Annotated in this window: 14 protein-coding genes; 9 read left to right on the forward strand and 5 right to left on the reverse strand. The window is 68.5% G+C overall.

Features of this window, described 5'->3' with window-relative positions; all coding sequences use genetic code 11:
• Nucleotides 1-109: 109 nt before the first annotated feature.
• Both ACIREO_RS33475 and ACIREO_RS33480 read right to left on the reverse strand, forming a co-directional pair.
• Complete coding sequence (locus tag ACIREO_RS33475) at nucleotides 110-571, reverse strand: RICIN domain-containing protein (protein WP_404117100.1); 462 nt, start codon at nucleotides 569-571, stop codon at nucleotides 110-112.
• A 291-nt stretch (nucleotides 572-862) separates the two neighbouring features.
• On the reverse strand, nucleotides 863-4,201 hold the full coding sequence (locus tag ACIREO_RS33480; protein WP_404117102.1) for a right-handed parallel beta-helix repeat-containing protein: 3,339 nt from the start codon (nucleotides 4,199-4,201) through the stop codon (nucleotides 863-865).
• Between the two features lie 82 nt (nucleotides 4,202-4,283).
• Between ACIREO_RS33480 and ACIREO_RS33485 the strand changes: the two genes are divergently transcribed.
• A complete protein-coding gene (locus ACIREO_RS33485; RefSeq protein WP_404117104.1) occupies nucleotides 4,284-5,543 on the forward strand; it encodes a S8 family serine peptidase in 1,260 nt (419 codons plus the stop codon).
• A gap of 68 nt (nucleotides 5,544-5,611) precedes the next feature.
• Here the strand turns inward: ACIREO_RS33485 and eccCa are convergent, their stop codons facing one another.
• Nucleotides 5,612-9,598, reverse strand: coding sequence for a type VII secretion protein EccCa (gene eccCa, locus ACIREO_RS33490; protein ID WP_404117150.1), 3,987 nt, complete (start codon nucleotides 9,596-9,598; stop codon nucleotides 5,612-5,614).
• 297 nt (nucleotides 9,599-9,895) lie between these two features.
• Between eccCa and eccD the strand changes: the two genes are divergently transcribed.
• From eccD to ACIREO_RS33525, 7 genes are all read left to right on the forward strand, one after another.
• Nucleotides 9,896-11,293, forward strand: coding sequence for a type VII secretion integral membrane protein EccD (gene eccD / locus ACIREO_RS33495; RefSeq protein WP_404117107.1), 1,398 nt, complete (start codon nucleotides 9,896-9,898; stop codon nucleotides 11,291-11,293).
• A gap of 22 nt (nucleotides 11,294-11,315) precedes the next feature.
• Nucleotides 11,316-12,794 carry a type VII secretion protein EccB gene (gene eccB / locus ACIREO_RS33500; RefSeq protein WP_404117110.1) on the forward strand — a complete coding sequence of 493 codons (1,479 nt, stop codon included), beginning with the start codon at nucleotides 11,316-11,318 and terminating at the stop codon, nucleotides 12,792-12,794.
• A gap of 377 nt (nucleotides 12,795-13,171) precedes the next feature.
• Nucleotides 13,172-13,552, forward strand: coding sequence for a hypothetical protein (locus ACIREO_RS33505; protein WP_404117112.1), 381 nt, complete (start codon nucleotides 13,172-13,174; stop codon nucleotides 13,550-13,552).
• Between the two features lie 117 nt (nucleotides 13,553-13,669).
• Nucleotides 13,670-13,990: a WXG100 family type VII secretion target gene (locus tag ACIREO_RS33510; protein WP_404117114.1), complete on the forward strand. Its 321-nt coding sequence runs from the start codon at nucleotides 13,670-13,672 to the stop codon at nucleotides 13,988-13,990.
• A 44-nt stretch (nucleotides 13,991-14,034) separates the two neighbouring features.
• On the forward strand, nucleotides 14,035-14,490 hold the full coding sequence (locus ACIREO_RS33515; protein WP_404117117.1) for a type VII secretion system-associated protein: 456 nt from the start codon (nucleotides 14,035-14,037) through the stop codon (nucleotides 14,488-14,490).
• Nucleotides 14,491-14,655: 165 nt separating this feature from the next.
• Nucleotides 14,656-17,754, forward strand: a complete 3,099-nt coding sequence (locus ACIREO_RS33520) for an AAWKG family protein (protein WP_404117120.1) — start codon at nucleotides 14,656-14,658, stop codon at nucleotides 17,752-17,754.
• Nucleotides 17,755-17,883: 129 nt separating this feature from the next.
• Nucleotides 17,884-18,384 carry a YbaB/EbfC family nucleoid-associated protein gene (locus tag ACIREO_RS33525; protein ID WP_404117123.1) on the forward strand — a complete coding sequence of 167 codons (501 nt, stop codon included), beginning with the start codon at nucleotides 17,884-17,886 and terminating at the stop codon, nucleotides 18,382-18,384.
• A gap of 53 nt (nucleotides 18,385-18,437) precedes the next feature.
• Here the strand turns inward: ACIREO_RS33525 and ACIREO_RS33530 are convergent, their stop codons facing one another.
• Both ACIREO_RS33530 and ACIREO_RS33535 read right to left on the reverse strand, forming a co-directional pair.
• On the reverse strand, nucleotides 18,438-19,613 hold the full coding sequence (locus ACIREO_RS33530) for a hypothetical protein (protein ID WP_404117126.1): 1,176 nt from the start codon (nucleotides 19,611-19,613) through the stop codon (nucleotides 18,438-18,440).
• Nucleotides 19,614-19,756: 143 nt separating this feature from the next.
• Nucleotides 19,757-19,993, reverse strand: coding sequence for a hypothetical protein (locus ACIREO_RS33535; protein ID WP_404117129.1), 237 nt, complete (start codon nucleotides 19,991-19,993; stop codon nucleotides 19,757-19,759).
• A gap of 34 nt (nucleotides 19,994-20,027) precedes the next feature.
• On the opposite strand from ACIREO_RS33535, the gene ACIREO_RS33540 reads away from it, so the two are divergent.
• Nucleotides 20,028-25,688, forward strand: a 5,661-nt coding sequence (locus tag ACIREO_RS33540; protein WP_404117132.1) for a lonely Cys domain-containing protein, incomplete at its 3' end; no start/stop codon positions are given.

Below are 25,688 nucleotides of genomic sequence, written 5' to 3' on the forward strand. Positions count from 1 at the left end.
GCGCGAAGGACGGCCGCTGTGGCGAGTCCGGCTTCTGTGGTCCCGCGGGCGAAGCCTCACTTTGCTGCGGGCTTGCGCGCTGCGGTCGTAGCCTACGTATCAGCCCAGGTCAGTGGCTCGTGTGTTGCTGCCAGCGCTGGTTGTTGGAGCCAGTGCAGTCCCAGATCTCTACCCGGCCCCCCGAAAGGGACCCCTTAGGGTCGTTGAGGCACTTGTTGGACTGAGGGTTGTAAAAGATGTTCGGGGCCCCCGGCTCCGTCTGGCGGTTCAGCCAGACCTGTGAACCGGTGCCGTTGCAGTTGTACATGTCCACCTTGGAGCCGTTGGCTGTGGCGCCGCCAGCGACATCCAAGCACTTGCCGGTGGCTGCGGACCGGATGGTGCTGCCGGCGGTGACCTTGATGAACCTCTGGGCGGGGGTGGAGTTGCACTCGTATACCTGGACCGGGGCGCCGTTCGCGGAGGAGCCGCCCACGACGTCCAGGCAAACCCCCTGAGTAACCCCACCACCAGGCCTGACAACGAGCGGGGTTGGCACCGTGTCCGCGCTGGCGGTTCCGGCGGTGGCCATGGCGAGCATCAGCGCGCCGGCCGATGCGGCCGCCAGCGCCAGTGGGGACCGTATGCCTCGTCGCCGCGAGGTTACTTCAACTGATTGCGCACTTGCCATAGTTATCAGAACCAGAACTTTCGGTCGGGTGCGCGCCACCCATGCGGCGCAGATGCCGGTGAGGCATCACCTTGAATTCCCGACGATGCCACGGTGGGAGAGGGCCAGGGACGTTGAACGTGTCACGCTACGGCAAAAGTTCGCCGCGCTGCTCCGGTCGGCCCACTCCACGCCCCCGTGCGCGAATGCCTTTCACAGGGCCGCTTGCCGGTTCTGCGCGGGGTGGCCCCGGTGCGGCAGATCCTCGGGCAGCAGAGTGGTGAGGTCGGCGAGGCTCGGCGACTGGAGGCCGCCCAGCCGGCGGGCCTGGCTGGTCATCATGGTCTCCAGCAACTGGCGTGCGAGCCGGGCGTTGCCGAAGGAGCGGTTCCTGGGGATCGTGTCCACGTGCGCCCGCAGCGTCGCGAGAGTGTCGGCGCCGCACTCGTAACCGGACGCGGCGGCGTGCCGGGAGACGATGGTGACCAGTTCCTCGGTGCTGTAGTCCTCGAACTCCACGTACTTGGAGAATCGGGAGGCCAGCCCGGGGTTGGACGCGAGGAAGCGCTCCATCTCCTCGGTGTATCCGGCGACGATGACCACGATTTCGTCGCGATGGTCCTCCATGAGCTTGAGGAGGGTGTCGACGGCCTCGCGGCCGAAGTCGTTGGACGATCCCCCGGGGGTGAGGGTGTAGGCCTCGTCGATGAACAGCACGCCTCCCAGCGCGCTGGTGAAGACCTCCTTGGTGAGCTGAGCGGTCTGTCCGACGTACTGGCCCACCAGGTCGGCCCGGGCCACTTCCACCAGGCCGGGGCGGGGCAGTACCCCCAGCGAGTGCAGGAGCTTGGCGTACAGCCGGGCCACGGTGGTCTTTCCGGTGCCGGGTGGCCCGGTGAAGACGAGATGGTTGCTGATTTTTGAGGTGGGCAGCCCCGCCGCGGACCGCTGCCGGGCGTTGGACAGCAGGCTGACCAGGTCGGTGACCTCCCTCTTCACCGCCTCGAGACCCACCATGTCCGCGAGTTCGGCCATCGGGTCGTCCGCGCCGTCCGCTCCCTGTGAGGTCCCGCCGACGGTCGCCGCCTCCGCGTCCCCGACGTCCTGCGGCAGCAGCAGGGTCAGGTCCTTCTCGCCCGGGTCCGCCATGGACGCGAGCCGGAACGACTGCCGGTCCACCATGTCCTCGAAGACCGCGCGGGCCGCCCGGCCGTTCCCGAAGGACGCGTCGCGCGTCATCTGTTCGAACCGTACGGCCAGCGCCTCCCGGGTCAGCGGCCCGAGTTCGTACTGGTGCTGGACGCCCATGCTCTCGGTGATGGTCACCAGTTCTTCCACCGCGTAGTTGCCGAACTCGATGGTGCGGGTGAACCGGGAGGCCAGCCCCGGGTTGGCGGACAGGAACGACTCCATCTGCTCGGAATAGCCGGCCGCCACCACGACCACGTCCTCGCGGTGGTCCTCCATGAGCTTGAGGAGGGTGTCGACGGCCTCGCGGCCGAAGTCGTTGGACGATCCTTCGGGGGTGAGGGTGTAGGCCTCGTCGATGAACAGCACCCCTCCCAGCGCGCTGTTGAAGGCCTCGGTCGTCTTGATGGCCGTACCACCGATGATCTGGGCCACCAGATCGGCGCGGGCCACCTCGACCAGGTGCCCGGAACGCAGAATGCCCAGGTCCGCCAGGATGGACCCGTACAGCCGGGCCACGGTGGTCTTTCCGGTGCCGGGCGGCCCGGCGAAGATCAGGTGCCGGCTCATCGAGGGGACCGGCATGCCGAGCCGGCGGCGGCGCTCCGCGAGTTGGTTGAGGTTGACCAGCGTGTTCACCTGATGCTTGACGTTCTCCAGGCCGATGAGCGCACCCAGTTCGGCCAGCGGAGTCTCCGGTTCGGGCGGCCCCTTGAGGTCCCCGCCCTGGGCCCCGTTCTCGCCCGCCGTCCCGGCCGTCTCGCCCCAGCTGTCCGCCGCGCCGTTGTCCGCGCTGGTCAGGAACTCGACGGCGAGCCGTTCGCCGGAGCGGCTCTGCCGCAGTCCGGATCCCCGGTTGTCGCGCACCACGCAGCGGGTGAGGCTGACCGGTTCGGCGCTGTCGACCCGTATGCCGTCGCCCGTGGAGCCCGTGATCTCACAGGCGGTGACCGTGGCCCGGCCGCCGTGCGACACCTGGATTCCGTGTGCTTTCGATCCGGTAACCCGGACCCGGTCCAGCGTCACCTCGCCACCGTCCCGCACGCCGATGCCCGCGTCGGCGCTGTCAGTGATCTCGCAGTCCCGCAGGGTTCCCCGGCCGCGCTCGCCGACGATGATGCCCGAGCGGGCGGAGGCGCTCATCACCGTGTCGCTGACCTCGGGTTCGGCGTCGTCGTCGATGCTCAGCGCACAGCCGCCCGCGGACTCGATCGTGCAGTGCTCCAGACGGCCGCGACCGGCGTCGGTGATCTCGATGCCGTGGCTGCCCGCCCCGGTGACCCTGGCATGGCGCAGCAGGGGGTTGGCGGCGGAGCGTACGGAGATACCGACCCCGGCCGCGTCCAGTACGTCCAGGCGGTCGAACTCGGCCGTGGAGTCGTCCGCGAGCAGCACCGACCCCGAGGTGTCGGCGCAGTCGCTGACCACCGTGTCCCTCAGTGTGGGGGAACTGCCCTCGATGATCCGGATGGCGGGCTGCGCCGAGGTGTGGAACGCGCACTCGTCCAGAGTTCCGCGGGAGCGGTCGAGGACGAGCAGTCCGCTGTGCTTCGTGCGCCGGGTGACACAACGGCGCAGCAACGGGTCGGCCCCGCCCGAGATGATGACGGCGCTCTGGGAGATGGAGTCGAACGAGGTGTCCTCGATCTCGGGGCGGGAGACGCTGCTCACGAGCACACCCACCGAGGTGTGATGCACGGTGGACCGCAGGACCCGGGTCGAGCTGTGGTCCTCCAGTGCTACGGCAGGCTTGTCGGTGCCGGAGATGTCGCAGTTGTCCACCGTGCCCCCGGCCTCGCCGTTGGCGAGGACGCCGTTGCCCCGCGCACCGCGTATCCGGCAGTCGCGGATCAGGGGGCGTGCTGTCTCGCCGATCACCACCGCGGAGCTGCCGAAGTTCTCGAACACGCAGTCCTCGATGACGCTTTCGGTCTCCGAGGAGTCGACGACCCCGGCGCCGCCGGGATTGCTGACCCTGCAGCCGCGGGCGGCCAGCGAACCCTTGCCTCTCACCAGCAGTGCCGTCCACCCCGCACCGGTCACGGAGCAGCCGTCGAGGGCGGCCTGGCCTGCTGGTACGTCCACGACCGGCTGTTCTTTGTCGCGTCCGCGCAGGGTCAGGCCGCTGAGCATGACCGCGTCGGCCATGAGGGTGACGGCGGTGCCGGCGCGCGGGCTGATCTCGACGGCTCCGGGCTCGCCCTCGGCGACGATCGTCACCCGGTTCCGGATGACGAGGTTCTCGGTGTAGCGCCCGGGGCGCACCCGGATCACCGCACCGGTGCGCGCCTGGGCCAGTGCCTCACCGATCGTCTGGAAACTGTCCGTCCGTTCCGGGCAGACCGTGAGTATGTGCCGTGCCACGCGCCTCGAACCTCCCTGTGTTCCTGGGGTTTTGGCCATCCGTAAGCTGCGCCTGAGTATGGCAGGCGCATATCATGTGAAGATGCGAAGCGCGATGAAAACCAGGTTCGCGGGCCTCATGCTCGCTGTCGCGGTCGTCCTTCCGGTCACCGGTGCGCCCGCCATCGCCGCGCAGGAGGGGCTGTCGGCGACTTCGGACGGCGACCCGGGCACCACGTTGCTGCCTCCGCTGCCGCTGAGCGTCGGCGAGGGTGCCCCGTGCACCGGGGCCTCGGATCAGACGGCCACCGGAGCGGTGTGGTCGCAGTCGGCTCTCGGGCTGCAGCAGGCCCAGCGGCTCTCCCGGGGAGCAGGGGTGACCGTCGCGGTGGTGGACACCGGTGTCGCCTCCGATGTTCCCGGCCTGACGGGGCGGGTGACGCCCGTCGAGGATGCGGGCGAGGACTGCGTCGGGCACGGCACCTTCGCCGCCGGTCTCATCGCGGCCGCCCCGGAGAAGGGCAGCGGCGTCATCGGGGTCGCCCCGGAAGCCACGGTCATCGCCCTGCGGGGGACCGACGAACAAGGTGTGCCGTCCACGTCGCGCGTCTCCTCCGGGATTCGCACGGCGGCGGACAAGGGCGCGCAGGTCATCTATGTGGGCCACACCCTGCGCACCGGACAGGCGGAACTCACCGCCGCCGTCGCCTACGCCGCGCAGCACGACGCCCTCGTGATCGCCCCCGCCGCTCCGGACGAGGTGCCCAAGGAGGAGCTCGGGGCCGACAGTGAGATGCCGCAGGGGCCGTACTGGCCGGCCGCCGTGCCGGGAGTGCTGGCCGTCGTGGACTCCGGTCCCGGCGGCGTACGCCAGGACAAGGCTCCGCCCGCCTATGAGCCGGACCTGTCGGCGCCCGGCAGCTCCATGGTCAGCGTCGGCCCGGCGGGCTCCGGCCACTACATCGGCTCCGGCGCGTCGCTGGCCGCGGCCGCCACGGCGGGGGCCGCCGCACTCGTACGGTCCTACCGGCCCGAGCTGACCGCGGCGGAGGTCTCCCGGCAACTGCTCGCTACCGCCTATCCGGCGGACATTCCCCGGCTCGACCCCTACGCCGGACTGTCCGTCGTTCCCGAGCAGGGGAAGGCGGCCCCCGCCGCGAAGGCCGTCCCCGCGCGGCTGCCGGAGCCCGCCGACGCCGGCCCCCGGAACAGGGCCCTGGCCGTCGCCGGCGCCGGACTGGCGATCGTCCTGCTGCTGGGGGGTATGGCCGCGGTGATCCCGCGTGGCCGGGCCAGGAGTTGGCTGCCGCCGGGCCGGGGGCAGGAGGACACTCCGGCCGGACGCGAGGCCGGCTCCGCGTGAGCGCAGGAGCCGGGTGCCCGCCCCGGCCGGAGCCGGGGCGAACGGGGCCGGGTACCGCGTGCGAGACATCAGCCCTCATCATCCAGCAGGGCGGTCTGCACCTGTAGCGTCCTGCGCCGCGCGATGCGCACGGCCCGGCCCGGGATCAGCTCGCGCCCCTTCACATTGCCGAAGAGATACCCCTCGCTCGGCGGACACGACATCAGCAGACCGGGCGTGTTGATCTCCAGGAGCCTGCGCAGCAGCGCCTCGTTGAGGCCGCGCCCGGCGCCGGCGGAGGAGCGTGCCACGACCATGTGCAGGCCGACCTCGTGGCCGAGCGCCAGATGGTCGAGCAGCGGCGCGAACGGCTGTGTCATGGGACCACTGCCGACCATGTCGTAGTCGTCGACCAGGATGAACAGCCGCGGTCCCGTCCACCAGTCGCACTGCCGCATCCGCGACGGGGCGATGTCCTCTCCCGGAACCCGCTGCCTGACCGCCCTGGCGGCCCCGTCCACGAGTTCCTTGAGCATGTCCAGGGACACGGCGTTCCCGAGCCGGTACGCCTCCGGAACGGCCTCCACCAGCTCCCGCCGGTAGTCCACCGTCATGATGCGGGCCTCGGCGGGTGTGTACCGCTCAGTGATGTTTTTGGCGATCACACGCAGCAGATTGGTCTTGCCGCACTCGGAGTCGCCCACCACGATCATGTGCGGGTTCTCTGCGAAGTCGTGCCACACGGGGGCGAGGTCGTTCTCGTCCAGGCCGATGGCCATCCGCAGGCCGATCTCGCCGTCCGGCGCGGGAAGTCCACCGGCGGGCAGGCTCGCGGGCAGCATCCGTACCTGCGGTGCTGCGGGGTCCGCCCAGCTCTCGCTGATCGCGGCGACCAGCCCGGCGATGCCGTCGGCGAGGTCGTCGGCGTCCTCGACCCCGTCGACGCGCGGCAGCGCCGACAGATAGTGCAGCTTCTCGGGGGTCAGGCCCCGCCCGGGGACGCGCGGGATCGCCGCCGCCCTTCGGGAGTCGATTTGGGAGTCCATCGCGTCACCCATCCGCAGCTCCAGCCGGGTGCCGGTCTGGTCGCGCACGGAGGACGACAGCTCGACCCATCGGGCGGTGGTGAGCAGCAGGTGGACGCCGTAGTTGAGTCCGCGGGCGGCAAGCGCGTTGAAGGTGGGTATCTGCCGGTCGAAGTCCTGCCGCACGGTGGACCAGCCGTCGACGACCAGGAAGACGTCGCCGTGCGGTTCGTCGGGGAACTCGCCGGCCGCGCGCCGCTTGCGGTAGGTGGGCATGGAGTCGATGCCGTGTTCGAGGAAGAACCGCTCCCGGCGACTGAGCAGCGCGGTGACCTCCGCGATCGTACGGCTCACCCGCTCGGGGTCCACCCGCGCCGCCACCCCGCTCACATGCGGGAGTTCTCTGATCGCGGCGAGGGTGCCGCCGCCGAAGTCCAGGCAGTAGAACTGCACCTCCCGGGGCGTGTGGGTGAGGGCGAGCGCGGTGATGAGGGTCCTCAGCAGAGTGCTCTTGCCGCTCTGCGGGCCGCCGGCGATGGCCACATGGCCCCCGGCCCCCGACAGGTCCACCGTCAGCAGGTCACGGAGCTGGTCGAACGGCCGGTCCACGATGCCCACAGGCACGGTGAGCCGGCCCCGCAGCGGCCAGTCGGCCGTAGTGAGCCCGTACTGCGGATGAGGAGCCAGCGGAGGCAGGATCTGGTCCAGGGTGGCCGGCGTGTCCAGCGGCGGCAGCCACACCTGGTGGGCGGGCGGCCCCGAGCCGCGCAGCCGGTCGAGCGCCACCGACAGCAGGGTCTCGCCGCTCCCCTCGTCGGCACCCGGCTCGCCGGGTTCCTCCGGGCCGTCCCCGGCCGTGGCGTCCGGGTCCGCAGGCGTACGCGGCACCACCCACTCCGCCGTCCACGGCACCACCTGGCGCGCCACCTGCGCCTGGACGACGGCGCGGCGCCGCTCGTAAGGACCCGAGACGTACGCCGCCCGGAACCGGGTCAGCGCGTCGACACCGCTCTTGAGGAAGCCGGCGCCCGGCTGGCCGGGCAGCTGGTAGGCGTCCGGCACGCCCAGCACACCGCGGCTCTCCATCGCGGAGAAGGTGCGAAGGCCGATCCGGTACGACAGATGGCTCTCCAACTGGTGCATCCGGCCCTCGTCCAACCGCTGCGAGGCGAGCAGCAGATGGACGCCGAGGCTGCGCCCGAGCCGGCCGATCATGACGAACAGCTCCATGAAGTCGCGGTGCGCGGACAGCAGTTCGCTGAACTCGTCCACCACGACGAACAGGCTGGGCAGCGGTGTCAGCGGGACCCCGGCCTGCCGTGCCTTCTCGTACTCCAGGGCGGACGTGTAGTTCCCGGCGGCGCGGAGCAGTTCCTGCCGCCTGATCAGTTCGCCGTGCAGGGCGTCCTGCATGCGGGAGACCAAGGAGACCTCGTCGGCGAGGTTGGTGATGACCGCGGAGGTGTGCGGCAGCTCGTCGAGGCCGAGGAAGGTGGCCCCGCCCTTGAAGTCGACGAGGATGAAGTTGAGTGTCTCGGAGGAGTTGGTGAGGGCCAGCGAGAGGACCAGGGTGCGCAGCAGTTCGCTCTTGCCGGAGCCGGTGGCGCCGATGAGCATGCCGTGCGGGCCCGTGCCGCCCTGCGCGGACTCCTTGATGTCCAGTTCCACGGGCCTGCCCTCGGCGCTGACCGCGATGGGGACGCGGAGCCGGGCACTGCCGGTGTGCCGCTCCCACAGCGTGGCGGGCTCGTGATGGTGCAGATCGGGGATGTTCAGCAGCGCGGTCAGCTCGACATCGCTGGCGAGCGGCCGGGAGTCGTCGCCGCCGAAGCTCATGCGGTAGGGCGCGAGGAGCCGGGCGAGCGCAAGCGCGCCCACCGGGCCGAACCGGTCGGGGGTGCCGAGCACCGTCGACTCCTCCTTACGGTCGCGGTCCGTGCGCACCAGCGCGACGCTGTCCCCGTCGAGCTCCAGACGCAGCGTGGTGCGTCCGGGCTTCCAGGTGAGGGCCCCGGTGAGGTCGAGTACCACGGCGTTGCGGAAACCGGGCCCGTCGAACCGGTGCCCCTGGGGCACGGTGCAGCCGTCGAACACGATGACCGTGTAGGGCTCCTCGCGTCCCAGGATCGCGTCGGGGTCCGCGCTCGGACGTTCCAGGAACTCGGCGCCGAGCAGACTCTCCAGCTCGTTGAACGCCGAGGTGATCATGCGGGTCGGTCCGGCGCCGTCCTCCTCGTGCCGGTGGAGGCTGTGCGGGAGCCACTTCGCCCACTCCCACTCGGCCCGCCGCTCGTCCGACACGCACAGCGCTATCCACAGGTCGTCGGGGGAGTGGAAGACGGCCAGCTGGCCGAGCAGGCCGCGCACGAGACCACGCGTCGCCTCCTCGTCCCCGCGAAAGAGCACCTTCGACCAAGCCCGCAGATAGATCGCGACGGGCTGGTCACGCACGGTCGAGTAGGCCCGGGTGAAGCTGCGCAGCGCGTGCGCGGACAGCGGTTCCAGGTCCTCGACGGGTTTGGTCGACAACGGCGTCAGCTTCATGGCGAGGCGCTGGTCACCGACGCCCATCCGGACCTCCGCGAAGTCCTCGTCAGCCGGCCGGCGCTCCCACAGCCGGCTGGAGCGCACGTACGACGACAGCGCCGCGGGCTCGGGGTGGCGCCAGGCGAGGGCCAGCTGCTGATCGACGATGGACCCCCGCACCTTGCGCCGCGTCTGCCGCAGATAGCGAAGATAGTCGCGGCGCTCTCCCTTCGTCCGCTGCTTGCGCTCCGAGGAGGCCTTCATGGCCTGACCGAGCATCATGCCCGCGGAGGCGAGCACCATCATGCCGAGCGCGATATAGATGAACCCGCCGCTGGACGCGGCCATACCCGGCCGCATGAACATCATCATCATGGAGACGGACATCAACGCCATCGGCAGGTATGTCCATATCGCGGAACTGTCCGGCACGACTTCCGGAAGTGTCGGCGGTTCCTGAAGACTCACGTCTCCCGACGGCAATTCCGGGCCTCGGCGGCGGGCCGGCCTGCGGAACAGAATCACGCTCAACGAATGGCCTCGTCCCAGAGTTCGGTGAAGCGACGAAGATTTGCTTCACGTGGCATATGAATCAGAGTCCTGTGTGGTGGCAGCCGGGATTTCCCGAAGGGCTTTCGGGCTCCGTAGCGGGCTGAATTCTCGGTGGTGTTGCGAAAAGGACCGGCCAACCGCCAAACTCAGCCTGCGGTACCGCGCCCCGGCTTTCCTTCACCGTCAGCTCTCAACGACCGGCCGGCGTCCGCCTCCACCTTCCAGCACCGCGAATCCCGCGGTCCGCCAGAAAGCGTGAACCCGAAGCCCATGACTGAAATCCAGGCGGCGAGCCTCTGCCGCGTCACCGTGCGTGCTCCGGCCAGAACCGTCGACCTGGCCGTGCCCTCCGATGTCCCCGTCGCTGATCTGCTGCCCACTGTGATCAGCTACGGAGGCGACAACCTGGAGGAATCCGGCCTGGAGCACGGCGGTTGGGTGCTGCAACGTCTCGGCGGCCCACCGCTCGATCCTGAGAGTACCTTGGACTCCCTCGGTCTGCGTGACGGCGAGGATCTTTATCTGCGCCCGCGCAACGACGCGTTGCCCGAGGTGGACCTCGACGACCTGGTCGACGGCATCTCGACCACCATGCAGCAGCGGCCGCACGGTTGGAGCGCGTTGGCGGGCAGACGGCTGCTGCACGGGCTGGCCGTGGCCACCCTCACGCTGGGGATCGTACTGCTGGCCATGCCGGGGCTTCCCGGCTGGTTGCGGGCACTCGCGGCCTCGGCCGCGGGTCTGCTGCTGCTCGCCGGGGCGGGCTCGGCGACCCGTGCCGTCGGCGACTCGGGCGCGGGCACGGTGCTCGGCCTCATGGCAGCCCCCTACTTCGCACTGGCGGGCTGGCTGCTGCCCGGCGGTGACCTGGGCGGCGCCGACGGCGAAGCCGTACTGGGCGCCCGGTTGCTGGCGGCCTCGGCGGCAGGCGGCGGAGCGGCGGTGCTCGCACTCGCAGCGGTCGGCGTGTACCCGGCGTTGTTCCTCGGCGCGGCCTCCGTCGCCGTGGCGGGGGCGCTCGGTGCGACGCTGATCACCCTGGGGCTGGCACCGGGACATGCGGCCGGTCTGGTCGCTGTCGTGGTGGTACTGTTCGGCGGCTTCGTCCCCACCCTGTCGTTCAGACTCTCCGGCATGCGGATGCCGCCGCTGCCCACCAACGTCCAGCAGCTGCAGCAGAGCATCGACCCGTATCCTCCCTCGGACGTCGAAGCCCGTTCCATGGTGGCGGACGGCTGGATGACCGCCCTCTACGGAGCCATCGGCCTGGTCTGTCTGCCGTGCCTCGCGGTGCTCATGGCCGGGCCCGACCTCGCCAGGATCCTCACCGTCGTGGCGCTGTCGCTCCTGCTGCTGCTCCACAGCAGGGGGCTGGGCAACGTCTGGCAGAGGCTGGCGCTGACCACGGCCGGTGCCTGGGGCGTCGCCCTGCTCCTGTTCGGGGCGGCACGCTCCGTGGACCCGGGGGGCCGGCTCACCCTGACGGCAGGCCTGATGGGCCTGGCGGCCGCGATCACGATCGCCTCATGGACCGTGCCCGGCCGGCGGCTGCTGCCGTACTGGGGACGCGCGGCGGAACTGCTGCACTCGCTCGCAGCCATCAGCATCCTGCCGCTGACGCTCTGGTCGATGGGTGTCTACGGCGCCCTGCGCGGCATCAACGGCTGATCCGACCCAGGAGAACGGCGACATGCAGAACAAACGGGACCAAGTACAGGCGCACCTCTTCGTCATGGGCAGGCTGGCCTCGGCCATGCTGCGTGCCGAGCCCGACGCCCCGGAGAGTCCCCTGGGCAGAACCAACCGCGGGGCCGTGATAGGGGTGCTCATCGCTGTGCTGGTATGCGCGGGGGCCTTCGTCTTCGGGCTCATCAAGCCTGGTGGGAACGATTCCTGGCGCACGTCCCAGAGCCTGGTCGTCGACAAGGAGACGGGCGCGCGCTACCTGTATCTGGACGAACGGCTGCGCCCGGTGCGCAACTACGCGTCGGCTCAGCTGATATCCGGCGGTGACCTGAGCGTCAAGACGGTGGGTACGGGCTCGCTCGCGGGCACCCCGCACGGTGCGGCCGTCGGCATCCCGAACGGCCCCGAAGCCCTCCCGGCCAGCGGTGATCTGGACAACAAGCCATGGCTGGTGTGCTCCGGCGTCAGCCCCAGGACGACGGGCGTGGTCACTGCGAACACGACGCTCGCCCTCGGCACGGACAAGCCCCAGGACGTACCGGGCGGGCGACGACTCGGGGAGAAGGAGGGCGTGCTGGTCGCCGGCCCCGACCGCACCACCTACCTGCTGTGGCAGGGCAGCCGGCTGCGGCTGGACAAGGAGGCCAACGCGGCCGACGCCCTTGGATACGGAAGCGTCACACCGCGCCCCGTCTCGGCGGCGTTCCTCGACGCCTTCCCCCAGGGGCCTGATCTGGCCCCCGCCGACGTGCCCGGCGCGGGTGCGAACGGGCCTTCGCTGGGGGGCCGGAGCACGAAGACCGGCCAGCTCTTCCTCGTCGACGTGCCCGGGTCCGCTCCCCGGTACCACCTGCTCACGCGGGAGGGACTGGTCCCGCTCACGGCCACCGGTGCGGCTCTGCTGCTGGGTGACCCGGCGACCCGTGAGAAGGCGTACGGGGGAGACGACGCGACGGTGGCGAAGCTCGGGGCGGACGCGCTGACCGGACATACCGCGCCTGCCTCCAAGGACGGCGCGGTGAATCCGACGGGGCTGCCCGAGACTCCGCCCGAGGCGGTCGAGGTGACTGCCGGTTCCGTGGCCTGCGCGGACGTCGACTCGGCGGAGAGCGGAGTGCGGGTGGGCACGTCCCTGCTGCCAGGGAGCGCTCTGCCGCAGGCCGTGCAGGCACCGGCACCCGAAATCCTGGCTGGCTGCCTGAAGGTCGACGCCATCGCCGTGCGGCCCGGGACGGGCGCGCTGGTGACGCCGTTGAGCGCGAGCGGCAGCAAACTGGGTGACACCACGTACCTGGTGACGGACGAGGGCGTGAAGTACCGCCTGACGTCCCAGGAAGGGATGAAGGCCCTGGGGTACGAGGGCGTGTCTCCGCGGACGATGCCTTCCCCGATGCTCGCCATGCTGCCGAGTGGGCCTGACCTCACACCTGAGGCGGCCGAGGCGGGGGTGGCTCGGGTGACGCTGCGGTGTCCGCGGACATAGCGGGTAGGCGACAACGAGTCACCCTGCGGCGGGCCTCAGGGAAAACTTTTGGTATTTCCGCGGACACCCGGTGTTAAAGCCCGGTGTCTGACCGTAATGCATGAAAGGGCGCAATGCCCGATTGGTCCGGTCCGGGGTCGCATTGCTGCTCAAGTGAGCGTGGTGAATGGTGAGTAACCGCTCAAGTGAGCGTTATGAAACGGGAGTTGCCGCCGTGTCACGTCTTGGCGGGTAATTGCCAAACGAGTTGACACGCGCTTACGATTTGGTCGCCCCAGGTCCCGGTGAGCCTATGTGTTCCCGAAGAGGCCACCCTCTCTGCCGGCGGGTGGTGTGGGGCCCGAGGTCGGGGAATCTCGACGAAAGGATGGTCCCTCATGGCCATGGTGCGAGTTGAAGAGCAGGCGACACGCAACGGGATCATGTCGCTGGAACAGGCGTTCACCGGCGTCCAGCGGTGTCAGCAGGACGTCCAGTCCAAGTCGGACACCATCGCCAACAGTTACGGAGGCGAGGACGGCAAGGCGTACAACGGCCTGATGCGTAAGTGGGACGAGCAGGTCAGCACCATCCTGGTGAGCCTGGACCGGATGATCGACGAGCTCAACACCTCCCTCACGGAGCAGGGCAAGACGCAGGGTTCTTCGAGCGAGGCGATCAATACGGCCTACTCGAGGTCCTCGTCCGTGTTCGACGAGCTCCAGGGGCTCAACAGCGGTCCAAGTGGGGTCGCGGGCGGCACCAACCCCACCGCCTGACTGAGTGCGGCACCGCACGTCGCCGCCGGACTCGGAGAGTCACCGCTCACCTGCCACGGTCCAGCCCACTGGCCGTAACCGGAACGCACCTCAACCGCGACCGAATAGAGGATCCTGATGAACTTCAGCGACGGCGTGATCTACGTCGACTACGCCCCTGTCGAAGGCGCAGCGGACGACATGGTCGCCCTTTCCCAGTCGATTATGAGCATCATCGAGAATCTGAAAAGTGAGCTGACCGTGCTCAAGGAGAGCTGGATCGGTGACGACGCCGAGGTCTATGGCAAAGTCCAGGCGGAGTGGGACCAAGCGGTGGAGAACATCAAGATCCTGCTCGCCCAGAACTCCGCCGTCCTCACCGACATCTCCTCCAATTACCGGTACACCGAACAGAGCCTCGCGCAGAGGTGGGGAGACATCAAGATCGGCAGCCACTGAGCGCGTGGGAGCCCGCTTCCGGCGTCGCCTGAAAGGGGAATGATGTGGCCGCGCCAACGGTCCTGAACATCGAATTTCTGACGCGGTTCATCAACACTCACATCGACGCGTTCCAATCTACTCTGGGGCCACCCCAAACACTGATCTCGGAGGTCATGAAAACTGAGGGGACCACGCTCGACGCGTCGAAGCCGCTCATCCTCGGCAACATGGCTTCCGGGGCCGTGGCGGCCACGGCCGATACAGCCGCCACCAAAGAGGGCGCGGGTGCCGGTCTGAATGGGACCGTCAACGCAGCGGCAGCCGAGATCAAGCGTATCCTCGAAGAGCAGACGCAGCTCTTCGCAGACATCAAATCTGCGTTGGAGGAAACGATCCTCCAGTTGACGAAAAACAAGCAGAAGAACCTGGAATCCATCAACCCGGAGGCGTTCATGAACATCTTCGAGGATGTTGAAAGCGATTTCGGCGGTTCCGGGAGCACAACGGAGGAGGCCTAGCGCTCCTCCCGGCCGGATCTGCTGTGCCGGCGCCCCCCAGGCACGTGCGCGCCGAACTGGTCAGACGCCCTGATAGCTCTCCCGTAAGGCCGTCCTGGGCGGCACCAGTGCACGGTGAAGCAAGCTCCCTTGCTTTCCTTCCCCCCTACTACGACCTGTTGGAGCATGGTGCCCAGCGAAGCGCCCAGGAGTACCGAAGACAACAACGATGACAACTGGGCAAAGGCAGTTGGCATGCTGACCGGTTGGGAGATGCCCCCGCGGGACACGTTGTTCGACACGGTCAAGGGGAACGACGAGATCCCGCTGATGCACGTCCGGCTGCTCAAGGAAGGCGGCCCGGATTACGACGCCCTCTTCAACAGGCCGGTCGCGGGCTCGAGAGGCTGGCGTTCGTTCAACACCGACTACACGATTCCGTTCTACGCCCCCGACGAGGAGCTTCAGGGCGGTGGGGTCGTCCCGGCCGGGAAATCCCTCTACAGGTGGCGGGCTTACATCACCTTCCTGGGACACGTCGTAGGCACCCCGACGCGCGGCTGGGGTGCCGTCGTGGGTGATGCGGGTACGAACCCGGCCCTGACGACTACGGGCCTGGATAATACGGGGGATACTGACCTCACCTGGGACACAACCCCTCTGGCCAAGTACATCCAGGGCTCCGTGGACGCCGTGAACTACCTGCTGCACCACAACACCACCCACGGGTTCAGGTATGCCGGCGTCGGTGTGCCGGACGCGGCCTATGTTGACTTGCACTCCTTCACGGAGGTGGCAGAGGTGTTCGAAACGGCTGTCACGTTCTTCGAGAAAAGCGCCGCCACCATTGATGGGTGGGACACCGAGAACATCGGTGAGGGCAGTGACTCGTGGGACGGTACCGGGGCGGCTATCTTCAAGGATCTTATCCACAAGCTGGCGAGGAATTACGAGGGATATGCCGATCAGGTCGGTGGTGCGGGACGTATCCCGTTCTTTATCGGTAGCAAGTCCGATCCCGCCCGCGCCCTGGAGGAACTCCGGCTGACTCTCCGCACCCAGGCGAAGAACCTCAGCGCGGCCTGGAGCAGTTGGATGAGCCTCCCCGGCCCCTTCGGTGGCAACCCGCATGGTGTGCTGTACGGCGTACTGGAGGAAGTCCAATACGCTCTCGCCGGCCAGGATTATGATTTTGACAGTAAGACGACGGTGACGGGTGATAAGTCCTCGGGGTTCTCGTCCATCACGGACATGAGCGTCATTACGGGGCCTAATTTCAAAAACGGCATAACCACCGATGGTATTTTTGGGGAAGTTGCGACGTACGGTCCACCGACCGCATCGGCTACCTGGAAGGCGATTGGCCAAAAGGCGGTGGACCGGTGGAAGCAGTATGCGCAGGAGAACATCGCTGTAGCGGGCGCCGAGGCCCGACTGGCCATTCAGGAAGCTTTCACTGAAGCGGCAAAGGCGTTTGACACAAAGATAGTTGACAAGGACACGCGTTCGCTCTCCGAGATATCCACGAAGGAGCAGGCGGACGCCGAAAAGAAGAAGTTGGAAGCCGCGAACGCGGCAACCGCGGCAGAGAACAAACGCCTGGCGGATGAGGCGGAGAAGAACCGGCTGGAGGCCCTGCGCCTGGCGGCCGAGGACAGGGCGAAGGCGGACGCGGACCGGCTGAAGAACGAGCGCCAGGCGGCCGAGGACAGGGCGCAGCAGCAGGCGGACCGGCTGGAGAACAAGCGCTTGGCGGCCGAGGCCAGGGAGCAGCAGGAGAAGGACCGGCTGGAGAACAAGCGTCTGGCCGACGAGGAGAAGGCGGAGGCCAAGGCGGCGGCGGCTGCGGCCAAGGCGGAAGCGGATCAGGAGAAGGCGGAGGCCAAGGCGGCGGCGGCTGCGGCCAAGGCGGAAGCGGATCAGGAGAAGGCCGAGGTCAAGGCGCAGAACGCGCAGGACCGGGCCGAGGCCAAGCAGACGCAGGAGGAAGCCAGGCAGCGTACGGCCGAGCAGCAGGCTTCGGCCCTGGCGCTGGCGGCACGGCAACGCGCCGAGGCCAAGCAGGAGAAGGACGAGGAGAAGGCGGAGGCCAAGGCGGCGCAGGCCGCGGCCAAGGTCGAAGCGGATCAGGAGAAGGCGGAGGCCAAGGCCGAGCAGGCCGCGGCGAAGGCCGAAGCGGATCAGGAGAAGGCCGAGGTCAAGGCGCAGAACGCGGAGGACCGGGCCAAGGCCGAGCAGGCGCAGGAGAAAGCGGAGCAGCAGGCCGCGGTGGACAGGGCCGCAGCGCTGAAGGAGCAGGCCGCGGCGAAGACCGAGGCGGATCAGGAGAAGGCCGAGGTCAAGGCGCAGAACGCGCAGGACCGGGCCAAGGCTGAGCAGGCGCAGGAGGAAGCGAAGCAGCAGGCCGCGGTGGACAGGGCCGCAGCGCTGCAGGACCAGGCCGAGGCGAAGAGCGAGGCGACGGCCGGACGCGACGCCGCCGAGAAGGAATCCGCCCGCCAGGAGGCTGCGGCAAGCCAGCAGTACGAGCAGGCGAGGGCTGAGGCGGAGGCTGAGGCCGAGCAGGACCGGACGGAAGCGCGGCAGGACTACGACCGTCAGATAGCCGCCGGCGTCGACGAGGATGTGGCCCGGGAGGATTACGACCGTCGGATCGGCGAGATCGACGCCTCCGAGCGGGAAGCCCTTCAGCAGGCCCGGCAGGCCGCCGCTGGTGCCGGCTCCAGCGGGACTGGCAACGGGGACCTCAGCGAGCTGATCCGCCAGCGCATCGCGGACCTTCCGCAGCCCCCTGACCTCTCGTCCTACTACCCGTCAGGCGACTCCGGCTCCGCGAACTCCTCCGTGTTCGCCGACAACCTCTACGGTCAGGACGATCCGACGTCCGCGCTGGGGCGCCCCGGGGAAAACGAGACCGCCTCGTCCGGCGCTTCGACCGGGAGCGGGGGTACGCCGATGATGCCGCCGATGTCGCCCCGCGGGGGAGGCGACTCCGGGGGAACCAACGAGCGGGCCCGTAACGTCTACGAACCCACCGGCGGCCGTTCGGGCAGAGCGGCCAACGCCGCGCGCGCCACCGAGGAACAGGAGCACCGCGTCGTCCGGGGGACTACGCCGACCAGCAGCAATTCGCCCTTCATGCCACCGATGACAGGCGGACAGGGGGCGGGAGGCAACGGGCAGCGGACGGAGAGCAATGACCGGGAGCGCACCACATGGCTGGCGGAGGACGAGGATGTCTGGGGTACGGATGAGGGCGGCGCACCCCAGGCCCTGGGAAGGTGACGGGCGATGACCGAATGACAGGCCGCCACAGGTGGCGGGTCGTGTACCTCGTGTCCGGGCGTCCAGCCTCCCGGCCGCCAAAGTCTCAGTAGTGCCGGAAGTGCCGAAGTGTTCAGTAAGGAGAACGGGTTGAGCCAGTCGATAGATGACCGTGTGGCCCAGGCGCAGGCCAACCTCAAGGCGACGGAAGAAGCCATAGCCCAAGCGCGGGGCGAGCTGAACGCCGCATCGGTGACCGCACGGTCGACGGACAGATCGGTCCGGGTGACGGTCGGGCCCAAGGGCGAACTGACGAGTCTGGAGTTCCTCGACGGCGCGTATCGGTCCATGGCCGCTTCACAGCTCGCCGACGCGGTGCTGGAAGCCGCGAACTCGGCTCGTGCGGAGATGGCCCGCCAGGTCGTCGCCGTGATCGACCCGATCACCAGGATGACCGCTCGGGGCGATGTTCCGGAGCGAATGGGGGTCGACTGGGGCTCGGTCTTCGGTACGCTGCTCAGCGAGACGTCCGACGAGACGGATCCGACGCCGATGAGCCGGCTCCGTGACGAGATCCACGAGGACGATGAGGAGCCCGCTGTCCCGCCCGGCGGTCACGGTACGGGAAGCAAGCGGCGAGGGGACAGGTAACGATGGGCATGTATTCGGTTTATCGCGCGGGATTACTGGCCGGTGCGGGAAGCCTAGGCGAGGTTTCCCGAGAGACCGCACGGCTGCCCCACTCCTACGATGCCGGCATCGCCCCGCACGAGGGGTGCTGGGGGGAGGAGGGCATCGGTGACACGCTCGCCGACCAACTCGTTCCCCAAGTCCGTGAAGAGGGGAGACAGGTGGCCGATACGCTTGAGGCGCTGATGGGAAGCATCAGTGGTCTGTTCGAAGCGGTCACCATGGAGGGCACAAACGTTCAGAGGCCGGCGGTATCCGCTCTGGATGACATTGCGGAAGCGGACACACGACGAGGCTAGAGAGATGGAAGTCCAGTGAATCTCCCACCTGATGTATGGGAGTTCTTCGATGTCTGGGTGGGGTCGAAGGCGCCGCGTGCCGACCCGGACAAGGGTTATGCCAGTCGTGAGCCTTATCTCCAGCTGGCGCATGATCTCGAAGCACTGGCCGGTAATCTGAAGTCGGCTTCTTCCGCTGTTGGTTCCTCGCTTCCTTCGGAGATGGGCAGGGAGTTCAACGCCGCGGTGGATGTTCTCATCGGGCATGTGCGTAGTTTCTCTGACGAGGCGCGGGCTGTAGCTGCCCGGCAGGGCGACCGTTCGATGAAGGTCTCGGAAGCTCAATACCAGATCATTATCGAGTTCACTCTCATGAACCTCGAACTCGCGTTGATCGCTATGCTCGCTGTGTTCACTGGTGGTACGTCGTTTCTTGAGGTTGCCGCGGCGAGGGCGCGTACCACGTTGGCCATGGTGTTGATTCTGCAGAGGTTGGGTCATGCTCTGCCGACTCCGCTTTCGGTGATACTCGAAGCGCTTGAGGAGGCTTTCACCACTCTGGGCGCTCAGTTGATCTCGATGGTCCATCCGGATCCCGAGCGTCGGCGTACGAAGCCGGACGGGATGGAGGTCCTGCAGTCGGCGGTCGCGGGGGCGCTTGCTGGGTTGTTCGCCGGTGCCCTGCACTCGTTGGTCAGGCCGATCACGGTCAAGTTCTTCAAGGACAAGCCGGTGTGGCGGGAGATTTCCGATCTTCCGCTCAGTTTCGTCAATGAGGGTCAGGCGGAGACGTTCGCGGAGGCGTTCACGAGTCTTTTCTTCCGGGGCTCGTTCTCCATCGATCCTGCGACGTTCGTGAGTGCGGGGATCAGCGGGCTTATTTTCGAGGTCGCCGCCGATGGTGTCGTGCACGGCGGAAAATTTGTGTACAAGGTACTTCCCGAGAATTTCAAGTTCACTCCGAACGTCATCAATCGGCTTCCGGATGTCGGAGGGGGCAGTGTCAGGAGCGGCTCCGGTGCTGGCTCCGGTGGCAGCTTGCCGGTCGTCAAGCCTTACGTGCTCACGCCGCCGCGCACCGCGGTTTCCGCACCGGTTGTTCCGTCGTATTCTTCCGGCTCCGGCCTTGGTGCGTCGTCCGTCGGCGCCGGCGCCACCGAGCCGACTTTCGGCAGCGACGAAGTCTCATCCGGGTACCCGGGTGCGGCGATCGGTCCGACGACGACCGCGAGCGGTGCGGGCCGGCCGCCATCCTCGTACGTCTCCTCGAAACCAGAGGACAGCGCTGTCACCCCGGAGTTCGCCGTCGGCGACAACTCTCTGCCCGTGTCGGAGGCTCTGGGCGCCGAGACCGTCGTGCCCACGCCCAGTTCCCTGGATCCCACGGCCGCTGGGACCGGCTCCCTCGACGACACGGCTGGCGTCGGGCAGCCGAACATCCCGTCCACTGCTGGGACGTCCGTCTCCGCGCCGCCGCTGACCGTAACCTCCCGACAGGGCGCCGACGACGCGTTCACCGACGAGTTCGCCGCCGTCCCTCAGGACGAGGAGATGCCGGACGACGGGAGTTCACCCGGCCAGGAACAGCAGACTTCGCCGGCTTCGGACATGGCCGAGCGGCCTGCGGCCGGATCGGGCGCAGGTAGCAGGGGCACCGGTGGAGGGACGGGCAACGAGGACCCGGCCGCATCGCTCGCCGAGGACACCGAGACGGAGTCGGACACAGAGACGGAGGCGGGCAGGGAAGCCGCGTCGCTCCCCGGGAGTGCGGAGCACCGGACGGCAACGGACCCGGGCACCCTTCCCACGAGCACCGGCGCGGCCGGCACCGCGGGGCGAGGCGACGCCGCGGCAGAACCGGGCCAGACCTTCGAGACGGACGCCCTGGACGCCCTGGACGGCGTTGCCGCGGCCCCGTCGGCGCATGCGGTCCTGCCGGACGCCGCACAGACTCCCGCCGCTCCTCTCCCCGGAACGGGCGCCGGGCAGCCGGCCGCGTCCTCGGGCACCACGCCCGACGGCGAGACGGCGGCGGTACAGGAGAGCACCGGGCTCACGCCCGATGAGGGGGAGCAGTCGGCTCCTCTGGCGCCGCTCACGGCGGCAGCCGCTGCCCTCGCGGGTGGCCCGCAGTCCGGCGCCTCGCAGCAACGGCCGCAGACCCCGGCCGACGCGGCTGTCACCCCGCCGGCCGGTGGCCCGGCCGAGTCCGTTGTGCCGTCGCCCCAGGAAGCCGTCACCCCCGACACCCGTACGCCCGTGTCCCAGGGCCCCGGCCAGGATGACTCGACGCAGGGGACGGCGTCCGAGATGCCGTCGTCGTACCGTCCCGTGCGGACCGAGTCCGAAGCCCCGCCGACGGAGTTCGACGACTCCAGCTCTGACGACGGCGAGTCAATTTTCAGTGCTGACAGCGATCTTTCATCGGACCGCTCGGCCGAATCGGACTCCGACTCCGACGACGAGCGACAGGAGGCGCTGGCCGCAAACGGCACACAGGCCGTTGGCGGCCAGGGCAAGGGCCAGGGCAAGGGCAAGGGCAAGGGCAAAAGCAAGGGCAAGGGCAAAACACAGGCCCCGGGTGACGACTCGGACGGACGGGACGCGGATGCCATCGCTCCCGACACCGGTACGCCCCTGTCCGAGGACCCCGGACAGGGGTACGCGGCGCAGCGGACCGAGGCCGAAGCCCCGCTGACCGCGAGCCGCTACGTCCGCCACCCCGTGTCCACGGACGCGCCGACGGCGTCCTCCACGGCTGGCTCGCCGGAGTCGCTGTCCACCGACTTCACAGGGCTGCTCCTCAGGTCTTTTTCGGCGGCTGGGATTCCGGACACCACCTCGTCTCCGCCCGTTTCCCCCGGCGCGATCACGGACGGGGAATACAGCGACGACTCGTCCGACGACGAGTCCATGGCGGAAGCCTTCGAGCTGTCCCCCGCCAACAAGGAGTGGCTGGCGGGCCCGTTCGGCCCCGACTTCGAGTCGGACGACAGCTTCTACGCACCTCTCCTGGCGACCACCGAATGGCTCGAACGGCTGCGGCAAGCCGATGCCGGTCTGCGGGGCGGGCCGCTCGATCTGGATGCCCTGGCCCGCCGTGTACTCGTCCTGGACACCGCCGCCGCGGTGACCCTCGCGCAGCGCACGGAGTTGTTCCGGGTGGCGATGGACGAGGCGGTGGAATCCGCGGACAGTCTGGCCGCCCTGGCCGCATTTCATCTCCAGCGCACGGGCGCGCTGTCGCCCGAGTACGTCATCACCGACCCCAGCGGCGGCTTCACGGGCCGCGACTACGAGGGCACCCCGAACCGTCGCCTGAGCTTGGACCTGACACTCTCCGGAAAGGCGACCCAATCCGACGGTGACCTGAACTTCGACGATGTCGGTGCGGCTGACTGGTCCGGGGCCGGTAAGCCGCCGCCAGTCGTTATAAAGGCCAAGGGCGATCGCGACCATGTCATGGTGCTCGGCCGCCGGGTGCCGACCGATGTGTTCGTCGAGCTCATGGCCATCGATCCCGAGCTGGCCGCGCTTCCCGCGGGCAGGGACGTACTGCTGGCGATTTCCCACGCAGGCGCCGGGCGGCCGGAGCTGCCGCGTCGGGTGGCGGACCGCCTCGGCCGGGACACCTGGTCGACCAACGGCGCCGTGCACGTGCACGCGCAACCGGAGGACCCGTCCCTGCCGCACGTCGTCTACCTGGAGTTCCCTGACCTTCGCCCGGAGAACCCGCGCAAGCTGCTCCCCGACTGGATTTGCAGCCCTCCCGGTCTGTTGCCCGACACGGCCGAGAATGAGGCAGACCTGGCTGGGGACCGCGAACTGCTGAGCAACACCATCGTCGTCAACAACAGATCGAGGGGCAGATCCTACTTCGGCGGCCCCGACGCCGAGGGGTACATGGAGCAGGACCGGCATGCGGCAGAGGCGGAGGGAACCTGGCATTGGCACCCGGGCACCGGCATGACCGAGGACCCTGACGGTGTTCCGTTCGGTAAAGATGTGTACTTCTACGGCGTGCACGGCCGGCCGGGCGTTACGTGGGCACCGACAAAGAAGGACCCGGAGAATGCGTTCCGGGACGGGGCATTCAGTCGGGTGCTCCGGCGGAGCCCGAGCCTGAGAAAACTTGCCCCGCAGTCCAAGGTGGTGGCCCTGGGCTGCACTCCCGCTCTCCGGGAGGGGACGAACCCCTGGGGCTTGCCTTATGGTCCTGCCCCTTTCGTCCCCGACCCTCTGGCGATCACCAGCCAACTCCAGCACGTGTCCAATGAGACCGGGCGTGTCAGCTACGGAGCCAGCACCGCGTTCAGCGTCAGCTATCAATTGGCCACGCGAAAGTGGGCGTACGTTCTGAACAGCGATGCGCGGGGGCGGCGTGGCCGGTGGGTGGAGTGCCGACCGGAGCCCACGGGTGCAGCGCTTGACCAGCTTGCCAGGGACGCCAATCTGCACACCGGTGACGGGCCGGTTTCGGTAGAGGACCGTGCGCGGGCATTGCGGCTGGCCCGCGCGCTGCGCATAGCCTTCGGGGCGGCCATTGAGGACGACGCCACCACATATCTGGAGCTGCTGCGTGGCATTGGCGCGCTGGAGAACATGCGCGCGGCCGATCCGGCGCTGAATCGCCTCGGGCCGTTCACCATGGACCTGTTCGAGCGTGCCGCCCGCGTAGGCCAAGACCAGCTGGACGACAGCCAGACGCTGGTGGACAGCGACCCGCGTTCCGACACCCACCGCGATCTGCGGAACGCCTGCCGCGACCTACTGGTCAGGGCGGCGAACAGCCCGACCGGTGCCGTCCTGACCAAGTTCATCGAACTGCCGCACGTCCTCACGACGGCCCGACGACTGCACAAGAGCACCCCGATCCTGGAGGTCGGGGCCCGCATGTACCTGCGCCTGGACGCCGGCGCGGTGGTCGGGGAGCCCGAGCTGTCACGGATGTTCTGGGCGATGGTGAAGGCCGAGGAATGGTCGGCGCGGCACTCCGACTCGGACCTGAACGCCCTGACTGCCAAGGTTCTCCATCTGAACGCGCCGGATCCGGCCCGGCGTGACGGTCTGCACACACTGGCCACTCTGGCGGCGGCCGCTGGACGTGACCTGGACAACCCGACCGCGCTGGCCGCGTTCCACCTGGAAACGCTGGGGGCCCTGGACCCGAGAACTCGGCTGCTCGATTCCGAAGGCAATGCGACGGGCCGTAACTGGGCCGGGGCAGCGGCGAACCCCGGGGCGGTCGACACAGCCCGCGTCGCGGTGCCGCAGGGCGTCGGTCAACAGCCGCCATGGCTGCGTCCCGCGTACCTGGTGCAAGGCGTAAACACAGAGGACACCGACCCCGACCACCTGCTCATGGACCTGCCCGGCGGTAGGGTCCGGGTGCCCTGGGCCGAGGTCGGCGAGTTGTTGCATCACGACATGGAGATGAACAGACTCCCCGCGTACATCAATGTCGCTCTCACTCAGGGGGTGGCAGCGGCGAAGCCACCGGTCGGACCGGCAGGCAGCGATGCCAGGAAAAAGGACCCACGAGGTGTCATCAGCAAGTTGATCGGTCGCCCGGTGGTGGCCGCACGACACGGCATGGTCCTGCATCGAGCCAATGCGACGGAGCCGTTCCGCCCCCACGTGAATGCGGTCGCCGACCTGGTGACCATCGGGCCAATCGATGAGCGTACACCGGAAGAAGCCCAGGCTGTCGGCACCGGCTGGTCGAGCAGCGAGCCGCGCGGTCTGCCCTCGCCGGACGTCTCCACGCCTGACACCGAGGCCTGGCTCCCCTTCGCGGATGCGGACGGGGTCGCCGCCCATGCCCCCTCGGCCCACACCTTCACCTTCGCCCCCTCCATCGCCCCCGTCCCCGATCCCGGTGTGCTGATCGGCCAGGATTCCGCAATGGACGTCCCGACGGCTCAGTCCGACAGCGACGACACCGCCTCGTCTCTCGATGACCGCAGTGACACCGAGTCAATGTTCAGCGAGGCCGGCGGTGTTTCATCCAACGTCTCGGACTACGGCTCCGACGACGACGCGCGGCCGGAGGCGCTGACTGCCGGCAGTCCTCCAGCCGTTGGAGGCCGAGACGGCACGGGCAAGGGCACGGCGCAGCTCCTGGGCGGCGACCCGGATGGGCGGGACGCCGTCGGCCTCGATGCCCGGATGCTCTCGTCCGAGGAGGACCCTGAGCAGGGCCGCGCGGAGCGGGGGGCCGCATCCGAGGTCTCGCCGTTGTCGTCGGCCGTCTCCGAAGAGTTGGGCCCCAGATCCTCTGGGTTTGCCGAGATGTCCTTCACCCCGTCCTTGCCCGGTTTCGTGGACGACGACGTGCTCATGGTCGATGCCCCCGCCGAGCCGTCCACCCCGATCGGCATCAGGGAGTGGCTGGAGGACCTGTACGGCTCCGACATCTCGTCAAACGAAGATAAGAGGGTGCTCTACGACGCTCTCCTGGCTGCCGTTGATCTGCTCGACCGGCTATGGCGGGTCGAGCCTGTTCTGCGGGACGGTCCGTTCGATCTGGATGCCGTGGTCCGTCATGTGCTCATGCTGGACGCTGCGGTCGAGGTGACCCCTGACCACCGCGCCGAGTTGTCCTCGCTGGCGTTGGACGACACGGTGAAGTCGGCGAGCAGCTTCGTCGCTTTGTCCGCGCTCCATCTCCAGGGTGTGGGTGCGGTGTCGCCCGGCTACGCCATGGAGACCCTCGATAACCGCATCTGGGGTCGTGATCTTGAGGGAAGCTCGTTCCCGGTCCTGGACCTGACACTGTCCGGGACGGCGATACGTCGGTCTGACGGCACGCTGGAGTTCGGTGAGGTCGGTCCGGCTGACTGGCACCGACCGGGTGAGGATCCGCCGTTTGTGATACGGGCCAAGGGCGGTTATGACCATGTGATGGTGTTCGGTCGTCGGGTGTCGATCGATGTGTTCGTCGAGCTGATGGCCATCGATCCCGCGGTGATCGGGCTCCCCGCGGGC

It is taken from the genome of Streptomyces sp. NPDC102441 (assembly GCF_044765585.1).
Classification (GTDB): Bacteria; Actinomycetota; Actinomycetes; order Streptomycetales; family Streptomycetaceae; genus Streptomyces.

Coding starts and splice junctions, on each gene's coding strand:
- ACIREO_RS33475 (WP_404117100.1), bottom strand. CDS start 571: ATGGCCACCGCCGGAACCGCCAGCGCGGACACGGTGCCAACCCCGCTC.
- ACIREO_RS33485 (WP_404117104.1), top strand. CDS start 4,284: ATGCGAAGCGCGATGAAAACCAGGTTCGCGGGCCTCATGCTCGCTGTC.
- eccD (WP_404117107.1), top strand. CDS start 9,896: ATGACTGAAATCCAGGCGGCGAGCCTCTGCCGCGTCACCGTGCGTGCT.
- eccB (WP_404117110.1), top strand. CDS start 11,316: ATGCAGAACAAACGGGACCAAGTACAGGCGCACCTCTTCGTCATGGGC.
- ACIREO_RS33505 (WP_404117112.1), top strand. CDS start 13,172: ATGGCCATGGTGCGAGTTGAAGAGCAGGCGACACGCAACGGGATCATG.
- ACIREO_RS33510 (WP_404117114.1), top strand. CDS start 13,670: ATGAACTTCAGCGACGGCGTGATCTACGTCGACTACGCCCCTGTCGAA.
- ACIREO_RS33520 (WP_404117120.1), top strand. CDS start 14,656: ATGGTGCCCAGCGAAGCGCCCAGGAGTACCGAAGACAACAACGATGAC.